This is a genomic window from Streptomyces sp. NBC_01341, assembly GCF_035946055.1.
GTDB lineage: Bacteria > Actinomycetota > Actinomycetes > Streptomycetales > Streptomycetaceae > Streptomyces.
Map to the genome: position 1 here is coordinate 486,098 of NZ_CP108364.1, position 20,444 is coordinate 506,541.

General features: G+C 70.3%; 21 protein-coding genes. 10 read left to right on the forward strand and 11 right to left on the reverse strand.

Annotated elements, in window-relative coordinates; all coding sequences use genetic code 11:
- The first annotated feature begins 68 nt into the window (after positions 1-68).
- Positions 69-296 (forward strand): DUF2945 domain-containing protein, encoded by a 228-nt coding sequence (locus OG206_RS02055; protein ID WP_327111531.1) that lies wholly within the window; start codon positions 69-71, stop codon positions 294-296.
- A 115-nt stretch (positions 297-411) separates the two neighbouring features.
- Here OG206_RS02055 and OG206_RS02060 read toward each other — a convergent pair whose 3' ends face one another.
- The gene (locus OG206_RS02060) at positions 412-615 is read right to left on the reverse strand and encodes a cold-shock protein (RefSeq protein ID WP_327111533.1); all 204 of its coding nucleotides are present in this window, start codon (positions 613-615) and stop codon (positions 412-414) included.
- 516 nt (positions 616-1,131) lie between these two features.
- Here OG206_RS02060 and OG206_RS02065 point away from each other — a divergent pair.
- Positions 1,132-1,713: a snapalysin family zinc-dependent metalloprotease gene (locus OG206_RS02065; protein WP_327111535.1), complete on the forward strand. Its 582-nt coding sequence runs from the start codon at positions 1,132-1,134 to the stop codon at positions 1,711-1,713.
- Positions 1,714-1,869: 156 nt separating this feature from the next.
- Here the strand turns inward: OG206_RS02065 and OG206_RS02070 are convergent, their stop codons facing one another.
- From OG206_RS02070 to OG206_RS02100, 7 genes are all read right to left on the reverse strand, one after another.
- Entirely contained in the window at positions 1,870-2,667 is a 798-nt protein-coding gene (locus tag OG206_RS02070) for an enoyl-CoA hydratase/isomerase family protein (protein ID WP_327111537.1), read from the reverse strand.
- Positions 2,664-3,911, reverse strand: coding sequence for a cytochrome P450 (locus OG206_RS02075; protein WP_327111539.1), 1,248 nt, complete (start codon positions 3,909-3,911; stop codon positions 2,664-2,666). The genes OG206_RS02070 and OG206_RS02075 overlap by 4 nt, the downstream gene beginning before the upstream one ends.
- A gap of 103 nt (positions 3,912-4,014) precedes the next feature.
- A complete protein-coding gene (locus OG206_RS02080; protein WP_327111540.1) occupies positions 4,015-5,391 on the reverse strand; it encodes a cytochrome P450 in 1,377 nt (458 codons plus the stop codon).
- 10 nt (positions 5,392-5,401) lie between these two features.
- The gene (locus OG206_RS02085) at positions 5,402-5,962 is read right to left on the reverse strand and encodes a GTP-binding protein (RefSeq protein ID WP_327111542.1); all 561 of its coding nucleotides are present in this window, start codon (positions 5,960-5,962) and stop codon (positions 5,402-5,404) included.
- A gap of 3 nt (positions 5,963-5,965) precedes the next feature.
- On the reverse strand, positions 5,966-6,358 hold the full coding sequence (locus OG206_RS02090; protein ID WP_327111544.1) for a DUF742 domain-containing protein: 393 nt from the start codon (positions 6,356-6,358) through the stop codon (positions 5,966-5,968).
- Positions 6,351-7,193 carry a roadblock/LC7 domain-containing protein gene (locus OG206_RS02095; protein ID WP_327111546.1) on the reverse strand — a complete coding sequence of 281 codons (843 nt, stop codon included), beginning with the start codon at positions 7,191-7,193 and terminating at the stop codon, positions 6,351-6,353. Before OG206_RS02095 ends, OG206_RS02090 begins: the two co-directional genes overlap by 8 nt.
- Complete coding sequence (locus OG206_RS02100) at positions 7,190-8,377, reverse strand: ATP-binding protein (RefSeq protein WP_327111548.1); 1,188 nt, start codon at positions 8,375-8,377, stop codon at positions 7,190-7,192. The genes OG206_RS02095 and OG206_RS02100 overlap by 4 nt, the downstream gene beginning before the upstream one ends.
- A 1,226-nt stretch (positions 8,378-9,603) precedes the next feature.
- Here OG206_RS02100 and OG206_RS02105 point away from each other — a divergent pair.
- From OG206_RS02105 to OG206_RS02135, 7 genes are all read left to right on the forward strand, one after another.
- A complete protein-coding gene (locus OG206_RS02105) occupies positions 9,604-10,650 on the forward strand; it encodes an acyl-CoA dehydrogenase (RefSeq protein ID WP_327111549.1) in 1,047 nt (348 codons plus the stop codon).
- Positions 10,650-11,417, forward strand: a complete 768-nt coding sequence (locus tag OG206_RS02110) for a PIG-L deacetylase family protein (RefSeq protein WP_327122154.1) — start codon at positions 10,650-10,652, stop codon at positions 11,415-11,417. The genes OG206_RS02105 and OG206_RS02110 overlap by 1 nt, the downstream gene beginning before the upstream one ends.
- Positions 11,414-12,031, forward strand: coding sequence for an SAM-dependent methyltransferase (locus OG206_RS02115; protein WP_327111551.1), 618 nt, complete (start codon positions 11,414-11,416; stop codon positions 12,029-12,031). The genes OG206_RS02110 and OG206_RS02115 overlap by 4 nt, the downstream gene beginning before the upstream one ends.
- The gene (locus tag OG206_RS02120; protein WP_327111553.1) at positions 12,028-12,756 is read left to right on the forward strand and encodes a glycosyltransferase; all 729 of its coding nucleotides are present in this window, start codon (positions 12,028-12,030) and stop codon (positions 12,754-12,756) included. Before OG206_RS02115 ends, OG206_RS02120 begins: the two co-directional genes overlap by 4 nt.
- A 401-nt stretch (positions 12,757-13,157) precedes the next feature.
- Positions 13,158-14,681: a catalase gene (locus OG206_RS02125; protein ID WP_327111555.1), complete on the forward strand. Its 1,524-nt coding sequence runs from the start codon at positions 13,158-13,160 to the stop codon at positions 14,679-14,681.
- Between the two features lie 361 nt (positions 14,682-15,042).
- Positions 15,043-15,648, forward strand: a complete 606-nt coding sequence (locus OG206_RS02130; RefSeq protein ID WP_327111557.1) for a GOLPH3/VPS74 family protein — start codon at positions 15,043-15,045, stop codon at positions 15,646-15,648.
- Positions 15,649-16,062: 414 nt separating this feature from the next.
- The gene (locus tag OG206_RS02135) at positions 16,063-16,701 is read left to right on the forward strand and encodes a Dps family protein (protein ID WP_327111559.1); all 639 of its coding nucleotides are present in this window, start codon (positions 16,063-16,065) and stop codon (positions 16,699-16,701) included.
- Between the two features lie 132 nt (positions 16,702-16,833).
- On the opposite strand, the gene OG206_RS02140 is transcribed toward OG206_RS02135, so the two are convergent.
- Together OG206_RS02140 and OG206_RS32555 are read right to left on the reverse strand one after the other, a co-directional pair.
- The gene (locus OG206_RS02140) at positions 16,834-17,553 is read right to left on the reverse strand and encodes a DinB family protein (RefSeq protein WP_327111561.1); all 720 of its coding nucleotides are present in this window, start codon (positions 17,551-17,553) and stop codon (positions 16,834-16,836) included.
- A gap of 231 nt (positions 17,554-17,784) precedes the next feature.
- A complete protein-coding gene (locus OG206_RS32555; RefSeq protein ID WP_442805783.1) occupies positions 17,785-17,934 on the reverse strand; it encodes a hypothetical protein in 150 nt (49 codons plus the stop codon).
- A gap of 297 nt (positions 17,935-18,231) precedes the next feature.
- Between OG206_RS32555 and OG206_RS02150 the strand changes: the two genes are divergently transcribed.
- Positions 18,232-19,452, forward strand: a complete 1,221-nt coding sequence (locus OG206_RS02150; RefSeq protein ID WP_327111563.1) for an alginate lyase family protein — start codon at positions 18,232-18,234, stop codon at positions 19,450-19,452.
- 114 nt (positions 19,453-19,566) lie between these two features.
- Here the strand turns inward: OG206_RS02150 and OG206_RS02155 are convergent, their stop codons facing one another.
- On the reverse strand, positions 19,567-20,385 hold the full coding sequence (locus OG206_RS02155) for a hypothetical protein (protein WP_327111565.1): 819 nt from the start codon (positions 20,383-20,385) through the stop codon (positions 19,567-19,569).
- Positions 20,386-20,444: the final 59 nt, after the last annotated feature.

The following is a 20,444-nucleotide window of genomic DNA, read 5'->3' on the forward strand; positions in this document are numbered from 1 at the left end:
CGCGCCGAGGGCCGCAGGAACCGCCCGTCGTTCCGGCCTACCGGCCGGGACCGCGCGAGGAGGTATGCATGTCGAAGAAGAGTGATCCGAGCAAGGGCGACAAGGTCTCCTGGGAGAGCCACGGTCACAGGACGACGGGGAAGGTGAAGAAGAAGATCACCGACCGCACGGAGGCGGCAGGCCGCACCGTGGACGCCTCCCGCGACGAGCCTCAGTACGAGGTGAGGAGCGACAAGTCCGGCCGCTCCGCAGTGCACAAGCCGGAGGCCTTGCATGACGAGGAGGGCAGGTCCTGATGACCGTGGCCCGGTAGCGGCTCGACGGCCTGCACGCGCCGGTGTGAGGGGGACCCGGTCACCCGGCCCCCCGGCACGCGTCCGGGGGGCCCTGGGCGTGCTCCGCCCCGCGAGGTCAGGCGGAAGTGATGTTCTCCGCCTGCGGGCCCTTCTGGCCCTGCGTGATGTCAAAGGTGACGGCCTGGCCTTCCTGGAGCTCCCGGAAGCCGGTGGCGTTGATGGCGGAGTAGTGCGCGAAGACGTCCGGTCCACCGCCGTCCTGCTGGATGAAACCGAAGCCCTTCTCGGCGTTGAACCACTTCACAGTCCCGCTGGCCATGCTTGTGCCTTCCTGTTCATATCCGGACCCGCACCTCGCGGTCCCGGGGTGTAGTGGTCCGCGCCGACACAGCAAAACGCCCGCACCAAAGCGCGGGCAAGCGAAGCGGACCACGACATCTGGCAGAGACGCTACATCGCGGAACCGGCCCCCACCAGGGAGCAACAACACGACGCACGCGTCCAGTCGGGTGAGCCGGTGCCTCAACTGCGTCCCGGGCGCCGAATCGCCCCGCCGGACGGCTGGGCAACGCGGGGCGCCCGGGGCCGGAGGCGCCGCTCCGGGAGTCGCGGAGCGGCTGTGAGCCGTACGGGTCCCGGCTCTCCGGGCGTGGCGGTGAGACCGGGGGTACAGGGCCTTTTCCGGCCCTTCTTGACTGACAGGGGCATGACCAACCGTGGAGCCCGGGCATAGTTCCGGGGACCTCGGGAGACCGGACAGCTGACCCACCGGTGCGGCTCCACTCCCGCGCTCCCGGCTCCGAGGAGCCGGGCCCCCACGAGTGAAGGGACAGCAATGCCGCACTCCTTATGGCTGAAGGCAGCCGGGACCGCCGCAGCACTCACCTTGGCCGCAGCAACGGCAGCACACGCCGCTCCGGCATCCGAAGAGGCCGCCGCCTCGAATGCGGCGGCGGTGGTGACGCTCCACTACGACGACAGCCGGGCCGCGGGCTGGGAAGCGGCGATCAGCGCCGGAGTCGCCTCGTGGAACCTGAACGTCGACAACGTGAAGCTGGTCGAAGCCGCGCCCGGCACCCGGGCCGAGATCGTGATCGTCGCCACCAGTGGCTGGCCCCAGGCGACGCTCGGTCCGGTACGCGCGGGCGGCCAGGTGCGCGTCGAACTCGGAAGCCAGGCGGTCTCACAGGGGTACGACAAGACCCGCATCGCCGCTCACGAGATGGGACACAGCCTCGGCCTGCCGGACACCAAACCGGGCCCCTGCTCCCAGCTGATGTCCGGCTCCAGCGCCGGCACCGCTTGCCGTAACGCGGTTCCCAACGCCTCCGAGCAGAGCCGCGTGGAGTCCGCCTACGCCAACGGCCTCGCCTCACGCGTACCGGCCGACGGCCGTGTGCTCGTGGACGCGAACTAGCCGGCACGAGGAGCACGGCGCGAGGTGCCCGACGCCGTCCTGGGCGATCGGGCACCTCGTCGCGCGCACGGTGCTGTGCGACGCACCGAGGCGCCCGGCGCCGCCCGCGTCTCGGCGGCCTGCGGCGCGCCGGACGCTCGCACCGGTCCGGGAGGGTCAGCCCCTCGCGCGCTGGTGGAGAGAGGCCGCAAGCAGGTGGGAGTCGAGCAGGGAGACGTCCGCCGTCCGGTCCGCCCGCGCGAAGCCCGACAGCATCCGTTTGGTCAGGACGAGTGCTTCCGGCGAGCGTCGGACGAGAGGTCTCGTCCAGGATGCGATCACCTTGTCCAGCTGATCGAGGGGCGCGGTCCGGTGGAGCAACCCGATGCTGTGGGCCGTACCGGCGTCGAAGACCTCGCAGGTGAGCATCAGCTCGCGAATCCTGGCTGCTCCCGCCTCGGAGACCAGGCGTCCCATCGCGCCGCCCCACGCAGGCGGCAGCCCGATGCCGACCTCCGGCATGCGGAAGCAGCTGGTGTCGGCTCCGGCGCGCAGATCGCAGAAGGAGGCGAGCGCGAGGCCGGCGCCGATGACCCGCCCGTGCAGCCGGGCGATGGTGACCGCGTGCGTGTTCTCCAGTGCCTGGCACAGGCGGTGGGCCTTGTCGGCGATGCGCCGCAGCGCCGCTCCGGACGGATCGGCGGCCAGTGCCTCCTGATACTCGGCGCGGTCCGCACCCAGGCTGAAGTCCGTACCCAGTGACGACAGCGTCAGGATCCGGACATCGGGTCTCTCGTGGAGGTCGTCGAGCAGGGCGGCGAGGTCGTCGAGTACCGCGGCGCCCAGCGTGTCGTCCTGCCCCCAGGGGTTGAGGCGGACGTGCAGCACGGGACCGTCCTGCTCGGCGAGTACCGCCTTGGGGACGGTACGGGCGCGTGCGGTGGTGGGGGTGGGGGTGGGGGTGGTTTCGGTCATGCGAGGGCTACGTCCAGGTTCAGCAGGCGCCGGAACGCCACGCGGGGCGCCATCGACGGGGGGCGTACGAGGGTGAGGCGGGGAAGGCGCCGGATGAGTTGGCGGAGGAGGGTCTGAGCTTCGAGGCGGGCCAGCGGGGCGCCGAGGCAGTAGTGGATACCGCCGCTGAACGCGAGGTGGCCCGGGGTGCGTGCGGGGTCGAACAGGTCCGGGTCACTGTGTCTGGCAGGGTCCCGGTGCGCCGCTCCGATCATGAGGTGGACCATCTCGTCGCGGCGCACCTCGATGCCTCCCAGCACGGTGTCCTGCGAGGCGACCCTGCTGATCACGTGGGTGGGCGGGTCGTAGCGGAGCGTCTCCTCGACGAAGCCGACCACGAGGTCGGGGTTGTCGGCGATCATGTCCCAGCGGTCCGGGCTCTCGACGAGCCGGAGTGTCATCGTCGAGAGGAGGGTCGCGGTGGTCTCCAGAGCCGCCAGCAGGACGAACAGCACCAGGAAGTAGACCGCCTCGTCGGCCTTGTCCTGGTCGGGTTCGATCGCGTCCCATGCCTGGATCCACCGGGTGACGGGATCGTCACCCGGACGGGAGCGCCGATCGCGCACCACTTCCATGAAGTAGGTGCGGAGCTCCGCCGTGGCCGTGTCGGACAGTGCCAGCTGGCTGGCCGAGGGCAGCAGTTCCTGGGTGAAGACCTGATCGTGGGTCAGCTGTCGCAGCCGAGGCCAGTCGGCCTGTGGCAGCCCGAGCCAGTCACCTATGGTGGCGACCGGCAGCTCCTCGCAGACCAGCTCCGAGAAGTCCGCCTCGCCGGTGCGTATTCGCTCCGTGAAGGCGTCGAGGAGCTGATCCGCGGTCCGGCTCACGTTGCGGCCGATGTGCTCCACGGTGGCTCGGTCGAAGGTGCCCGCGGCCCGTCGCACCCTGGTGTGGTCCGGAGGGTTGAGCGCGGCGAGCGTGTGGCTCATCTCGCGCGAGGAGGGCGCGTTCCAGCGCGTCCCGGGCCCCTGGCGTTCCCGCCAGCTCCGGTCCGGCTCCAGCCACTGACGACTGCGCAGAACCTGGTCGCAGGCGGCGTAGCCCGTGACGAGCGAGCCGCCCCAGGGTGCGGGCACCACCTCTCCCCGCGCGAGGAGTTCGGCGTATATCGGGAAGGGGTCGGCCTGCCCTCTGACCGTCCGCAGACGGGAGAAGAGGGAGGCGGACGCCCGGCGGTCGTACGACGGAGATGTGGCAACCCCCATATGGCGGCTCCTTTCTGAGAACCAGCCGCCATGCATACCCACATGATCGTTAAAGCATCCACTGTCACTGAGTACTCAGGAGGTTACTAAAATCACTCTTGCCTCACTCGCCCCTGGTCCACGCGAGGAAGCGGGTGAAGAGGCCGCCCTTGGACTGCGGTGCGACACTCGTGCCCGTACGCGCAGGTCCGGTGGTGGGAGACGAGGAGGGGACTGCCTGCTGCTGCGGCGCCTGGCCCGGGTTCGATGCCGCCGGCTCGGCCGCCTGCGGAACAGCCCTCGGGGAGAAGCGGATCGGCAGGGTGACCAGCGATCGGCTCCACGGGCTCGGCGCCCAGGTGAGAGCCTTGAACGGAACACGCATCTCGACATCGGGAAGCCGGTTGAGCAGTGCTTCGACGGCGGTCACGGCGATCATGAACGCCGGGTCCTTGGCCGGGCAGGCGTGTGGGCCGGCACCGAACGCCAAGTGCGCCTTGGCACTCAGCTGTTCGCGGTGCTCGGTCAGCTTGGGGTCCGTGTTGGCCGCGGCGAACGAGACCAGGATCGGGTCATTGGCCCGGACCACTCTGCCACCGAGCTCGACGTCATGAGTCGGGTAGTGCGCGGCGTAGTTGGCGATCGGCGCGTAGTTCCAGAGCGTCTGGGAGACGGCGTCCTCGACCGGGAGGCCGACCTGCCAGTCCTCGCCGAGGTACAGCGCGCTGCTGGTGCCGATGGCCGCGGCCAGCGGCGCGGTGCCGCCGGAGAGCAGGGTCACCAGCTGGTGCAGCACCTCCTCGTCGCTCAGCTGGGCCGAGTGCTCCATCAGACGCGTCGTCAGGTCCGCTGCGGGCCTGCGTCGTTTGAGAGCGATCAGCTCGGTGAGCGCTCCGCCGAGGACCTCGTCCGCCCCGGGGGTGCCCTCGAAGATGCCGCTGATCCCGGCGATGACCCGGTCGCCGATCTCGGGCGGGCAGCCGAACAGGTCGCTGAAGACCAGCAGGGGCAGCGGCTGCGCGTATTCGGCCATGAGCTCGGCCTGGCCGCGGATGTCCGTACTGAACTGGCTGATCAGGTAGTTGGCGGACTGCTGGGTCTGCCTGATGAGCTGGTGCTCGTTGACCGTGGCGAGACTGTCCGTCACAGCCTGGCGCAGACGGGCATGTGCCGCGCCGTCACTGAAGAGCGCGTTGGGGCGGTATCCCATCATGGGCAGCGCAGGGCTGTCGGCCGGGACGCGCCCTTCGTTGAGGGCGTTCCAGCGGCGCGAGTCGCGTACGAAGGAGGCGGGGTTCTGCAGGACGTACAGTGCGGCGTCGTAGCTGGTGACGAGCTCGGCCTGGACGTCGGGGGCGATGTCCACGGGTGCGCTGGGGCCGAAGGACCGGAGCTGTGCGTAGTGGCCCTCGGGGTCGGCTCCGAACGAGGGGCCGTACATCTGGACGTTCCCGTGCGCGGGGCAGCCGGGGGGTATCTGTGAGTCGAGTGGCTGTTGCATTCCTGCGCTCCTAGGCGAGTTGGGACATGAGGTGTTGCACGAGGGTGATGAGGGCCTGCGCCGAGGAGGTCTCGTCCCGCACGTCGCACTTCACGACCGGGGTGTCGGAGGTGAGGTTCAGGGCCTCACTCACCTCTTCGAGCGGGTAGTCCACGGTGCCTTCGAAGTGATTCACGGCGATGGCGTACGTCAGACCGAAACGCTCGACGAGGTCGAGGACGGGGAAGGATTCGTGCAGACGCTCCGGGTCGACGAGTACCAGCGCGCCCAGAGCGCCGCGGGAGAGCTCCTCCCACATCTCCTTGAAGCGCTCCTGGCCGGGCGTGCCGAAGAGGTAGAGCACCAGGGTGTCGCTGAGGGTCAGCCGCCCGAAGTCCATGGCGACCGTGGTGGTCTTCTTGTCGGGCACGCCCGACAGGTCATCGAAGCCCACGCTGGCCTCGGTGATCTCTTCCTCGGTCCGCAGGGGTTCGATCTCGGAGAGACTGCCGATACAGGTGGTCTTGCCGACCCCGAAGTGCCCCACTATGAGGATCTTCACCGCGTGGGAGACGTCTGGATCCAGGTACACGCGTTACGCTCCGAATCGATTCTTCAGGCCTTCGAGCACGGCGCTGACCAGTTCTCTGTCGACACGTTCGGCGCGCGGAATCGGTCTCCTCACGAGGATGAGACTGTCCTCCTCCAACTGCGCCAGCAGGATGCGGACGATGCCCAGGGGCAGGTGCGTGTGCCCTGCCACCTCGGCCACGGACAGGAAGCCGTCGGCGACCAGGTCCATGACCTGCCCCGCCTCCGGGGACAGCGTGTGCGCCGCCACCGGTCCGTCCTCCGCGGCCGCCGTCACGAGCGTCGTGTGCTCGTACTCGTGGTCCGGGGGCAGCGCTCGTCCGTTCGTGATCACGAAGAGGGGGACTAACGGCGACGTCAGTTCCAGCTCTTCGTCCTGCTCGGGCCCGTCAGGCATGGCCTGTCCCCTTCGCCGGTGTCGCCGCCGCGGTGAGTCTGGGAACCACCTCGTGCAGCCGTGTGGTGAACTCCTCTATGTCACAGTCGTGTTCAGCGGCAGCAGCCAGGAAGGCGCCGGGGCCGGCCGCCATCAGGAAGATCCATCCGTGCTGGAACTCGATGACCGTCTGGCGCCACTCCGCGTCCTCCAGGACCCCCGCGAACTGAGAAGTGACCCGGCTGTAGGCGTGAATGCCCGTCATGGCCGCGGAGATCGTGTCCGCAAGGTCGCGGCTCATCCCGTTGGTCGCGCCGCGGGGAAGTCCGTCGGCTCCCAGCAGCACCGCGTGGCGGGCACCCTTGACCTCGGACATCACCTTGTCGAGCTCGCCGAGGGTGAATCCCGTGTCACCTGAACTCTGCCGCCGGGGGGCGCCCCCCCGGGCTCCTCCGGCCTCCTCGCCGCTCAGTCTCGGCGGCGAGGTGAGGTTGTTGCCGAGCCGGGCGACGAGGCGGTGCATCCGGAAGGAGATCTGCTGCATGTCCACATCGGGCGCGGCCGCTGCGGCGAGGTAAGCGCCCTGCCCCGCCCCGATGAGGAAGCTCCAGCCGTGCGAGAACTCGATGATGGTCTGGTTCCACTGCCGGTCCTCCTCCGGTCCGGCGAAGTGGGCCGTCGCCCGGCTGAGCGACTGCATCCCGGCCATGGCGGCGGAGATGGTGCGCACGTCCTTCTCGGCCAGGCCCTCCGTCGCGCCGCGGGGAAGGCCGTCCGCGGACAGCAGGACCGCGTGCCGTGCACGGGGCACGTTGTGCACGATGTCCTCGAGCATCCACGACAGGTCTGCGGTCATGCGTCTTCGGACCCTTCGAGCGAGGTGGCGTCAAGGTTGCGGCCGGAGAGGGTGCCGCGCTGGAAGGCCCCCAGGCTGCGCCCGGAAGTACGGCCCGTCTCCCCCGAGTTCCGCGGCGCCGGCGCGGTGGCGTCGGGGTCGGGAACGCTCGCGATGGGCGCCTGGCGTGCTCCGCGCTTGGGCAGGCCGTGCATCGTGCGCGTCGTCGCACTCTGGGGCCGGCTCTCGGAGGTGCGCCGGATGTTGCTGACCGGGGCCTCCTGGGCGGGCGGTATCTCCTCCATGGTCCACAGCTCCTCGGGCAAGAGGACGACAGCTCTGACGCCGCCGTATCGGGAGACTCCGGTGACGTCGACCTTGAAGCCGTGCTGACGTGCGATCAGGCCGACGACCGGGAAGCCGAACTTGGGCTGCGTCCCGAGCTGTGACAGCCGGGGGGCAACCTCTCCGGACAACAGCGTGGTGGCCCGCTGCCGCTCCTCGTCGTTCATGCTGACACCGGCGTCGTCGATGACGATGCACAGGTTGTTCTGGACGCGCTGGAACGTCACCTCGATCGGTGCGTCCTGCTGCGAGAAGCTGGCGGCGTTGTCGAGCAGCTCCGCCACGGCGAGGGCGACGGGCGCGACGGCGGACGCCTTCAGCGCGAGACCGGTCTGCTGCATGATCGCGACCCGGTGGAAGTTACGGATCTGGCCCTGGGCACTGCGCACCACGTCGTAGACGCTGGCAGGCCTGTTGCGACGGCCGAGGGGCGCACCGCACATGACCGCGATGCCCTGAGCCTTGCGCGCCATCTGGGCGTTGGCGTGGTTGACGTCGAGGAGGTCGCTGAGGACCGCGTGTCCGCCGTACGTGCGCTGAATGCCGTCGAGCAGTGTCGTCTGCTCGGCGGCGAGGCTCTGCAGGAAGCTGGCCGCACCCTTGAGGACGGCCTTGGTGTTCTCCTCCGCCGCCTCCTTGGCCTCGCGGAGCGTGGCTTCCTGCTCGTTCCGGAACCTCTGCAGCTCGGCGCGTGACGCGTGCAGGTGACTGTCCGCCGTGAGTAGCTGCTGCCTGAGCTCGTCCTCGGTATGCTTCTTCTTCGCCCCCAGTGCTCTGTTACGGGCGACGAGTGCCCCGATCACGACAACGGCTATCGCCGCCACCGCAACCAAGCACCACACAAGTGCGTCTCGATTCATGGAAACCTTTCCCGGCGCATGGCATGCGGACGGCTGCGGATACGCCTCGCAAGGATCCGCAGCACAGCCGATCGGCACGGTTCACCCGCTGTTACGCGGATAGCGTGCCGCCGATCGCAAATCAGCATCTGCGTCAAGTGGATCAAGATCACAGATGCCGGGATGCTATCACCGGAGCTTCGCCTCCCCGGACGCCCGTCACGACGTCCCGAACGCCCAACGCAGCTGTCGCAGCCGCAGGTTGACATGCCTATTCGGCCCCGCAGCTGCCATCCGCAGCCCCTCTCGCAACCGATCCGGCGATCGGTTCTTCACAAGAGGATTGACAATCTCTCACATTGATCTGAGCCACCGTCAAGCCCACCCCCCAGCAGTGCTGCATCGGCAGGCGACAACGTCAAGCCTTCGGCGATCGTCGGCGTGTCGTTCGCCTGCCGCAAGGCTGCTCGTCCCGAGTGCCCGGAAGCCTTCTGGACACACCCCCCATCTGCCCGTACGGGCGGCACTGATGCTCGTCGAAGTCACCGGCCGGGCCGGGGCGATGACGAGCTCCGGCCAGGGGTCCCGCCGCCCGCGCCGGCATGGCGGATCGGCAGGGGATGATCCGGGCCACCCGCCGCGCCCTTCCGGTCAGCCCGCCCGTCCGGCGGGTGGGCCCACAGCTCGCTCGTCCCGAGCCCTGCCGCCCCGAAGCGTCCGGCGTCCATGACAGAAGGACCGGCTGCGTGACCGCCCGGATGTGCGCCGACGGCGTTTGATCGATTCCCGGTCCGCAGGCGCCGCCGACCGCCGCTGCCGGGGGTACTGCCGCCGCATGCCCTCGTCCGGACTCCCCCGCGTGCCGACGGAGCGCGCAGGAGCGATCGTGGACCCATGCGCGGCACCGGCAGTCATCCGCCTCGTCCTGGCCGACGCGCGCCCGCAGGCCACCCCTCGCGACCCCCGGGTCTTGACGGCACTCAGCCCGGAGCGGACACCCTCGTTCCGGCTCCGACTCGCCGGATGGCACGGGCGCGTGTCGTACCTGCCGGGAGCCGACGCGGCACTCGCAGGCGCGAGCCGGATCGGCGGCCCGCATGCTCGACATGTTCATCTCATCTTCACGAGCGAGGTCGGGCGACATCACGTGCCGCAGGAAACGTCACGGGTGGTCCGGCATCGATCGCTCGTCGCCGGGCACAGGGTGCGAGGGCGGCCGCCCGGCCGGAAGGAGAGAGGACGAGTGAATGACTGAGCACGCCGTACGACGCCCCGTGGTGCCCGAGGCCACGCCGGAACTCCGCGCTGCCGACGACTTCGATGCCCGCACCCTGCGTGCGGAGACCTCGGCCCGCTTCACCGCTGCCGTGGCCGCGATCGAGGCGGGTGAGTTGCGCTTCCCGCTGCCCGGGGGCGGGGCAACCGCCGAGCGCTTCGCCTCTCTGCAGGCCACCGCCGAGGACGATCTGTGCCTCGCCCGGCTCGTGGAGGGGCACGCTGACGCACTCGCGATCCTCGCCGAGCTGGACGGTCCCGCCCCCGTGCCCGGGAGCCGCTGGGGCGTGTGGGCGGCGGAGCCTCCCGGCGAGCGCCTCTCCGCCACACGGGACGCCGAGGGACGGTGGAGCGTGAGCGGTGTCAAACAGTACTGCTCGGGCGCGCACAGCTGCACTCACGCGCTGGTCACCGCTCATGCGGAGGACGGTCGGCGTCTCTTCGCCGTACCGCTGACCGACGAGACGTTCCAGCCTGTCGAGGGCACCTGGCAGGCGCTCGGCATGGCCGGCTCCGACACCCCGAACGTGCGATTCCGCTCGGCTGCGGCCGAACCGGTAGGAGACGTCGAGGGGTACGTCAACCGGCCGGGCTTTCAGCACGGCGGCATCGGTGTGGCCGCCTGCTGGCTCGGAGGAGCGCATGCCGTGGCGCGGCCCCTGCGCACGGCGGCCGGCCGGGGCGGAGGTCCGCACACCGACGCCCACCTGGGGACCGTGGACATCGATCTGCACGTGGCCGACCTGCTCCTGAAGTCCGCTGCCGTCGACATCGACGCCGACCCCCTGGACCTCAAGGGCGGGGCCCGACTGCGCAGCCTGCGGGTACGGGGCCTGGTCGAGGCCGTGTGCGACCGCGTACTCGGCCATGTGGGCCGGGCCACCGGTGCGGGGCCTCTCTGTCACGACACACGTCACGCGCGCAACGTCGCCGACCTCACCGTGTACACCCGCCAGCACCACGCCGAGCGCAATCTCGCCGAACTGGGCGCGCTCGTCAGCGGCCGGGAGAAGCAGTGATCACCGGCACGGGCGACGGGACGCCCTACGCCGACGCCATCCAGGCCCCCGGCACCGCCGAGAGCGTCTGGCGGGCGTGGAGCGGCTGGGAGAGCATGGCCGAGTTCCCACTCCCCTCACGCGGCAGGGTCGTCGTCGTGGCCGCCCACCCGGACGACGAGGTGCTCGGACTGGGTGGCGCACTCGCCCGGCTCGCCGACGCGGGCCTCAGCCTCACCTTCGTGTCCGTGACCGACGGCGAGGGATCTCACCCGGACAGCGAGGTACTCGGCCCGAACGAACTCGCCGAGGTCCGCGCACGGGAGATCCGGACCGCCCTCGATCGGCTCGGAACCGAGAACCCGGACATCGTCCGCCTGCACGTTCCCGACTCCCGCGTGCAGGACCACGAACAGGCGGTACGGGAGGCTCTCGTCCCCCTCTTCGCCGACGCTGTTCTCGTGGCGGCACCATGGACGGCCGACCTGCACTGCGACCACGAGGCGGCGGGCCGTGCCGCACGGGACGCGGCCCGTGAAGCCGGCGCGTCCTTCGCCGAGTACCCGGTGTGGCTGTGGCACTGGGCGCACCCAGACGACCCCCGTGTCCCCTGGCACCGGGCCGCCCGGATCTCTCTTTCCGAGGGCGTCCAGGCCCGCAAGCGGCATGCCGTGGATGCGTTCGCCTCCCAGATCCAGCCTCTGGGCCCGGGCCCCGCCGAGGCGGCCGTCCTCCCGCCCGAGGAACTGGCCCACCATCGGCGACCTTGCGAAGTGGTGTTCCTGTGAGCACCCCGGCGGGCTACTTCGAGGGCATGTACCAGGGCGACGACGACCCCTGGCACCTGAAGGAGCGCTGGTACGAACAGCGCAAGTACGCGTTGACGCTCGCCTCGCTGCCAAGGGCCAGGTTCCGTAGCGCCTTCGAACCCGCCTGTTCGGTGGGCGAGCTGACAAGGCTCCTCGCTCCGCGGTGCGAGCGGCTGCTCGCCGTCGACCGGGTCGCCTCCGCTGTCGACACCGCCCGGAGCCGTACCGCCGACCTCGACCGGGTGAAGGTCGCACGGCTCGTCGTTCCGGAGGAGTGGCCTGCGGAGCGCTTCGACCTGGTCGTGCTCTCCGAACTGCTCTACTACTTCGACGAGGCGCGGCTCGACGATCTGCTGGCACGTACCACCGCCTCGCTCGAGCCCGGAGGAACCCTGGTCACGGTGCATTGGAACCACCCAGTGCCCGAACACCTCCACACCGGTGCACAACTGGCGGAACGGCTGGCTCGTGAACCCGGGCTTCTGCTGCAGGCCGATCACAGGGAGGAGGACTTCGTCCTCCAGACCTTCAGCCGGATCACGCCCGGCGAGCCCGCGCCCCTCTCACCCGCCCGTTTCGAGGGGCTCGTATGACCAGGACAGCGGCCATCGCCGTGGTGATACCCGCGCACAACGAGGAGGCACTGCTCCCTGCCGCTCTCGAAGCAGTGACCCGCGCAGCCCGACACCCCGCCGTCGCATCCACCAGAGTGCTCACCGTGGTCGCCGCCGACGCCTGCACGGACGGCACACGGGCGATCGCCCGTCGCGCGGGCGCACTGATCGCGTCGCTCGACTCCCGCAGCCCTGGACAGGCCAGGGCCGCGGGAGTGTCGCTGGCGTTGCGCACGCTGGGCCTGGATCCCAGCGGTGTGTGGATCGCCTCGACCGACGCCGACAGCGAGGTCCCGCCCCGCTGGCTCGCCCATCAGCGGGCCTGCGCCGAACAGAGCTGGGACGCGGTGGTGGGCACCGTCCGCCCCCACGGATGGCCGCCCGTCCTCGGGGAGGCGATCCACGATCACATCAGGGAGTACGACGCCGCGGGACGGTATCCGGGGAGACCGGACGCGCACCCTCATGTGCACGGAGCCAACCTCGGTGTGCGGGCGGAGGCGTACCTGCACTGCGGCGGCTACCCGGCGCTGGCGACGGGCGAGGACCACGCGCTGGTCGCAGCCCTTCTGAGGAGCGGCCGCCGCGTCCTGCGGACAAGGCGGTTCCCCGTGCTCACATCCGCGAGGCTCACGGCACGCGCCGACGACGGATACGCTCGGGACCTGCGCCGGCTGGCGGAGCGAGTAAGGCTGCTCGGCTGACCACCGGCTCCCGGAACGTCAGCCGCGAAGCCTCCGCACCACCGGCGGCCCGACCGGGGCCCCTGCCGCACGTTCCGGGCCTCGTCGTCCACGCCGGCCCGCGCCGACCCGGACGGCCGCCTGCCTGTTCTCACGGCAGGGGCACGAGCGGCGGCCACCCACGGAAGGGGATCCGGAATCTCCGTTTCCGATGACCCGCTTCTCCACGTTTGGCTGTGTTGATACCGGGTTACAAGTGCGGCCATGTTCGGAGAGCGAAGGGCCACCTGTCGGCGTAGCGTCTCGTTCGGGAGTCCACGCCCGACGCCGACGTCGATACGGACAGATTTTCGACAGGCTCGGCGCGCGCCGTCCCTCTCGACGTTTCGCTCTCACCATTCCCACCGCGAAGGGGAACGAAAGTGACCGACACCTCGCACGAGCCGACCACCACTGACTCCGGCATCCCGGTGGAGAGCGACGAACACTCGCTCACCGTCGGCCCGGGCGGACCCATCCTGCTGCAGGACTCCTACCTGATCGAGCAGATGGCCCAGTTCAACCGGGAGCGGATCCCCGAACGTCAGCCGCACGCCAAGGGCAGCGGCGCCTTCGGGCACTTCGAGGTGACCAACGATGTCAGCCGCTACACCAAGGCGGCGCTCTTCCAGCCCAAGACCAAGACCGAACTCGTGGTCAGGTTCTCCACCGTCGCCGGCGAGCGGGGCAGCCCCGACACCTGGCGCGACCCGCGTGGCTTCGCCGTGAAGTTCTACACCACCGAAGGCAACTACGACATGGTGGGTAACAACACCCCCGTGTTCTTCGTGAAGGACCCGATGAAGTTTCAGCACTTCATCCGGTCGCAGAAGCGCCGCGCGGACAGCAACCTCCGCGACCACGACATGCAGTGGGACTTCTGGACCCTGTCACCCGAATCGGCCCACCAGGTCACCTGGCTGATGGGCGACCGCGGCATCCCGCGCAGCTGGCGCCACATGAACGGCTACACCTCCCACACGTACATGTGGATCAACGCGCAGGGCGAGCGCTTCTGGGTGAAGTACCACTTCAAGACGGACCAGGGCGTCGAGACGTTCACCCAGCACGAGGGTGACCAGATGGCCTCGGCGGACACCGACTACCACACGCGTGATCTCTTCGAGCACATCCGCGACGGCAAGTTCCCCAGCTGGACGCTGCACGTCCAGGTCATGCCGTACGACGACGCGGTGAACTACCGCTTCAACCCGTTCGACCTCACCAAGGTCTGGCCGCACGGCGACTACCCGCTGATCCAGGTGGGGCGGATGACCCTGGACCGCAACCCCACCGACAACCACGCGGAGATCGAGCAGGCCGCCTTCCAGCCCAACAACCTGGTCCCGGGCATCGGCCCGAGCCCGGACCGCATGCTGCTGGCGCGGCTGTTCTCCTACGCGGACGCACACCGCTACCGCATCGGCGCCAACTACCAGCAGCTCCCGGTCAACGCACCCGTCTCGCCGGTACGCACGTACTCCAAGGACGGAGCCATGGCGTACCGGAAGACCACCGACCCCGTCTACGCCCCGAACTCGAAGGGCGGTCCGGCGGCCGACACCGCCCGCTACGGGTCCCCGCCGAGCTGGCACGCCGACGGGGACATCACCCGGGCGGCCTACGTCGACCACTCGGAGGACGACGACTGGGGCCAGCCGGGCACGTTGGTGCGTGAAGTCCTGGACGACGCGGCGCGGGACCGGCTGGTGGACAACGTCGTCGGACACCTCCTCAACGGCGTCACCGAGCCCATCCTGCGCAGGGCCTTCGAGTACTGGTCGAACATCGACGCGTCGATCGGCCGGCGCATCGAGGAGGGCGTGCGCGCCAAGGCCGGCGAGAAGGACCCCAAGGCCTCGGAGCAGGGCAATCCGGCGCGCCGGTCCATGCAGGATAAGGCCTGACGCACCGGCTCGCACCGGACAGGTCCGCATTCCGGCCGCACCGGTGGCCCCCCGCGACACGCCTCAGGGCGCCGGCGGGGGGCCACCGGCCGTCGGCCCCGGGGTATCCCCCGGGACCGTGCCGGGCCGACCCGTCATCGGGCACCCCGTCGTCGGCCGCCCCGTCGTCGGCCGTCAGCGGGAATACTGGGGCGACGTACGAACGGTGGCACCGCGGGAATCCCACGCCTGCCCGGCCGGTTGTCGATCCACACGTGCCCGGCACGCGCGGTGGCCGTCGGCTCCGACGCCGGGCGTTCCGTACGCGGAAGCCGACCAGGTGGTGATGTGACACCACCGACGAATCCGAGGGGAGCCGTGCATGACTACGGCGAAGGACCTTTTCATCATCGCCTTGGACCTGGGGTCGAAGCACTCCGTCGGGCAGGGTGACCTGTCGCTCGCGCTCGCGGGAGCCGAACTGGTCGATCTCATCGCGGCCCGCGCGGTCGCCCTGGACGGCGATCGCATCGTCCCAGCCGGACAGGGACGGCTGGACGATCCCCTCCTGGGTGAGGCGTCGGCCGCGCTCACCGGGCAGGCCCCCCACGAACAGGTCGAGGACTGGCTGTGGCGACGGGGTCGCGATCTCGCGGCGTCGTACCAGGCCGCCCTCGAGGACGCCGGTGAACTGACACGCGAGCACCGCGGACGGTTGTCGTTCGGCGCGGAACGCCTGGAACTCGCCGACACGCCTTCCCGTCGCCGAGCCCTGAACAGGTGGGAGGCCGAGGAGCCGGTCCTCGCCGCCCTCGCAGCGGCCGTCGGTATCCCGGGCGAGCAGGCCGACGAGGAGCCGGGCCTCGACGACGAGGCCGTGACCACCGTCCTGGCGGCGGTGAACGACGCGGTGATGGAACTGGAGGCCGTACGTCAGCGTCGGTCCATCGAGAGTTCGGCGTTCGCGAACGTCTGGCGGGCTCCCTGAAGGCAGCCGTTGCCGCGATGCCGGCATGGAGGTGGGTGCCCCTCCGGATCGAGCGTCCTCCTGCGCGGGTCGGCAGCGGCGGACGCGGTCCGGCGGGGCACCTGTGCTGGATGTGCCCGCAGGTATGGCGGGGAGGACGCCGGGTAGACGGCTCGGCGAATCACCTGGGTGAAGCCGAGTCGGCTCTCGTCGCGGCACGCCACCGGCTGCCCGGCGCACGCACGGAGGACGACTCGCTCCTCGGCGCCTGAGAGCCCGCGCGGCCGCTCGCTCACTCTGTCGCACCCCTCCGGCGGCATCGCCCGCGAATTTTCGGCAGGGCCGGTCAAGTGGTATCGACGTCGATGGGCGTGACGCCTGCGGTGCCGGTGGGAGATGAACGACGGCAGAGCGTCCCATCCACCCAGGAGCATCATGTCGCCGAAGAATCCCACACCGCGTTACACCGTTCCCGGCCTCACCACGAGGGAGGGCGGACAGGTCATCGACCTGCTGAGCATGCGCCTGCACTCCCTCAACGACCTGGCGCTCACCCTCAAGCACATCCACTGGAACGTGACGGGGCCGCACTTCATCGCCGTGCACGAGATGCTCGACCCGCAGACGCTTGCCGTGCGGGGCATGGCGGACGCCACCGCGGAGCGCATCTCGGCCCTGGGCGGGGTGCCGCAGGGAACGGCGGGCGTCCTGGTCGCCGAGCGGACATGGGACGACTACAGCGTGGGCAGGGCCGACGCCATCGCCCACCTCGGTGCACTGAACCTCGTCTACACCGGCATCATCGAGGACCACAGGAAGGCGGCTGCGAAGGCCGCGTCCGTCGACCCCGTGACGGAGGACCTGCTGATCGAGCACCTGCGTTCCCTGGAACAGTTCCAGTGGTTCGTGCGTGCGCACCTGGAGAACAGCGCCGGCGCCCTCAGCACGGCCGACTCGGGCAGCGAGGAGAAGGCCGCGGCGGCTGCGGGGCCGTCGCGCTCCATCCCCGCGAAGCAGACGGCGAACAGCAAGCGCGCCGCCAAGAAGCCGGGGGCCCGCAAGCGCGCGGTCTGAACAGAACAGCAGGCTTGCGGGCAATGCCGGGCCGTGACGGCCGGGCCGCGGGGTCGCCCGGCCGTCGGAACCGGGACCGGAGGCCAGGAGCCCGGGCGAGGGCGCCGTCACGGGCGGCTCCCTCGACCGGGCTCATCCGTGCGGACCGAAGCGAGTCCGCGCGAGATCGCGTAGCAGGGCGATCTCCGCCATGTGGTGGATGAACTCGAGGTTGGCACCCGCCAGCACCGCGACGAACGGGTCGTAGGGATCGGAGCCGTAGGGGTACTGGGAGAAGCCGACGGTGTCGAGCTGTTCCTCCGTGACGGCCGCGACGTCGGCGCGCCAGCGGTCGATCAGCGCCCAGAAGCGGTCGAGTGCCAGGGCCGCGGAGGGAGTGAAGTCGACGAGCAGCTTCGGTTCCTGCCGCCGGCCGCCGAACGTCCACTCCCATTGGCCGGCGAAGCACGAGTGCAGGTGGCCCAGTCGCCACGCGATGGTGGTGACCGGCACGTGGTCGGGTTCCGCCTCGCCGGTGTGGGCGAGCACCTCCTGGACCCGCTCGCTGCTCACGCTCCAGTCCTCGGCGATCCTGGCGACCGTCATACCGGCGGCGGCCTGCCTGGCGACCTCGGCGTACTCGTTGGACGGAATGTCCGGCGCACCCTGGTCGAGCACCCATTCACCGGGTCCGTACGCTCTGGGGGTCACCGCCTCGCCACGGCGCCGGACCGACCAGCAGCCGGCCACCGGCTCCCAGAGGTACTCCTCGTCACCGAGCCCCGTCAGCCGCACCCGGGCCATCTCCCTGGCCTTGTCGAACTGGTCGAGAAGCAGGCCCAGGCGATCGGTCCGCACATCCTCGGCGTCCACGCCGTATCCCCCTCGCGGTCGCGTCTCGCGCGGTAACGCGCTCCGGCGGAGGGTAACGGTTCACCTCACGAGGAGCCATCGGATTCCCGGCCCGTGGGGCGCTTTGGCCTTCTCGTACATGGCCGGCTCACGGGTGGCGTGACATCGGTGCCCTCGGTGAGACCGTCATCGCCGGTGAGAAGCGGTCGAACGTGGGCGTGCCCGCAGGGCGGCTGCCACCGATCAGCACGATCACCGGCGGACGGTGGCGGTGAGGCGGCGCAGAGCGGCCTGGGCGGGCGGGCCCCAAGTGGTCTCGCCGCCGGGGCGGCCGTGGACGCCCGCGTCGCCGATGTGACTGCCGCTGAAGGCGCGCAGAACCGCCCAGCCGCGCGCCGGCAAAGGGTTGCGTTCGGCGGTGTCGGCCAGTGGTCCGCCGCGGTCCCGCCCTGCGGGTGCCCCGTCAGGGGCTGGGCGGTGAAGGGCCGTCAGGACGCGGCGCCCTGTCCGGATTTCGGGAGCTGCCGATTCGCTTGCACCGACCCTCAGGACTGTGGGTTCTCATCCTTGAACGGCGGTTGTGCGGCGCATCCAGTTCGTTCTCTTGACGGGGTTCTGGTCCATACCTATGGTCACCGATCAGCACGCGTGTTCATCAGCCAGTGCATCGTTCACATAGAAGAACGGATGGCCCCCCACATGCCTGACACCCCCGCAGTGCACCGCCACCGACGGCGTCCCGGCCTCATCGCCGTCGCGGCGGGCGCTCTCGTCGCTCTGATCGCAGGCTTCCTCTCCTGGCCCGGCGCCGACCGCGCCGAGGCCGCGCCCGCTGCTTTCGCGCACCCGGGAGTCACCGTCTCCCAGGGCCAACTGGACTTCGTACGGGGCAAGGTGAACTCCGGCGCCCAGCCCTGGAAGGGCGCGTACGACCAGATGATGGCGAGCAGGTACGCCGACCTGAACCGGACCCCCGCGCCTCGCGCGACCGTGGAGTGCGGCTCGTACTCCAACCCCAACTACGGCTGCACGGACGAGCGGGAGGACGCGATAGCCGCGTACACCGACGCGCTCGCCTGGTACATCACGCGCGACGAGCGGTACGCGAAGAAGTCCATCCAGCTGATGGACGCCTGGTCGGCGGTCATCAAGAGCCACACCAACAGCAATGCCCCGCTGCAGACCGGATGGGCCGGCTCCTCGTGGCCCAAGGCGGCCGAAATCATCAAGTACACCTATACCGGGACGTGGGCCAACTCCGGCCGCTTCTCGACCATGCTGCGTGACGTCTACCTGCCCAAGGTCATCAACGGCTCCAACTCCAACGGCAATTGGGAACTGTCGATGATGGAAGCCGCTGTCGGCATCTCCGTCTTCCTCGAGGACAGGACGTCGTACGACAAGGCCATGGCGAAGTTCCGGACGCGCACGGCGGCTTACGTCTACCTCGCCTCCGACGGCGCCCTGCCCAGGACCGTCCCGAGCCAGAACCTCGACACCACGGCCAAGATCGTCAGCTACTGGCAGGGGCAGTCCACCTTCGTCACCGGACTCACCCAGGAGACCTGCCGCGACTTCACGCACACGGGCTACGGCATTTCGGCCATCGCCCACGTGGCCGAGACCAGCCGGATCCAGGGGCAGGACCTCTACGGCACGGACGTGGGCGAGCGGCTTCGGCAGGCGCTCGGCTTCCAGTCCAAGTACCAGCTCGGCGAACCGGTCCCCGGCTCGCTGTGCGGTGGATCGCTGCACCTGGGCCTCGGACCCGTCACCGAGGTGGGCTACAACGCTCTGCACAACCGTCTCGGAATCGCGATGACCAACACCCAGCGGCTGACCGAGCAGAGCCGGCCTGCCGGCAGCAACAACCTCTTCGTGGCCTGGGAGACCCTGACCCACGGCGACAACCCGTCCTGACCCCCCCTCCCGGGAGGAGAGGAGGAATGCCCCCGCGGTCCGGGCTGCGGGGGCATCCCTCCGGGCCGGGCCGGCTCTGTACCCGAGGTGCGGACGCCCTGCCCCCGCTGCCGGTCAACCGCGGCCCAGCAGCCCGCCGAGAAGTCCTCCCAGGAGATCCCCGATCGGACCACCGGAGGCAGACGCGTCGCCGTCGTCTTCGGGGTCCGGCGTGCCGCCGCCCCCGTCGGCGGGCGGAACTCCGGGTCCCGACTGGCCGCCGGTCCCCGGAGCCGGCGAGGGCGAGTTACTCGCGGGCTCCGTGCCACCCGTGCCGTCCTGCGCACCTCCGTCGGAGGGCATGGCGGAGTCCCGCGGACCGGCGGGCGGAACGGCCGGCCGCGCGTCGGCGACGCGGATGTCCGCCGGGTCGGAGGAAGCCTCGACGCGAAGCGGATCGGCGGACCGGCCGGCAGCGGAGGGATGCGCCCGATCCCGTGCCGCCGGTGTGGACGCGCGCGGCACGGGATCCCCGGCCGGCGCGGCACGGCCCTCGTCCTCGCTCGCGGCCGGCTTCTCGCCTCCGCCGCGTTCCAGACCCATCGCCCGCGGCAGCTGCAGGAACGGAGCGCTGGAGTCCCCTCCGATCAGGGCGATGCCCACGGTCGTGGCGTAGCAGGCGCAGTAGAGCGCGGTTGCTGTTCCCGCGAGGCGCCAGGTCCGGCTGCGCCGCCCGGTGGCGTCGACGAAGACCGGCCGGCCGGAGCGCACGGCGTCCGGCGCGCTCACTCCGTCACCAGGCACAGCCGCAGCAGCGCACTCCGCGCTCTCGACGGAACGCCGGAGGGTCTGCGCGGCGTCGGCGCTCCGGTGGTGGACGGCCGGCCGGCCGTCGCCTGTGTCCTCCGCCCCTTCGCCCTGTACGTCACCGGCTGTCGCGCCGCGTATGCCCACCTGGTTCTCCACCTGTGTCGGCCTGCCGAACGGGTCGTCGGCAGGGCTCGTCCATTGCC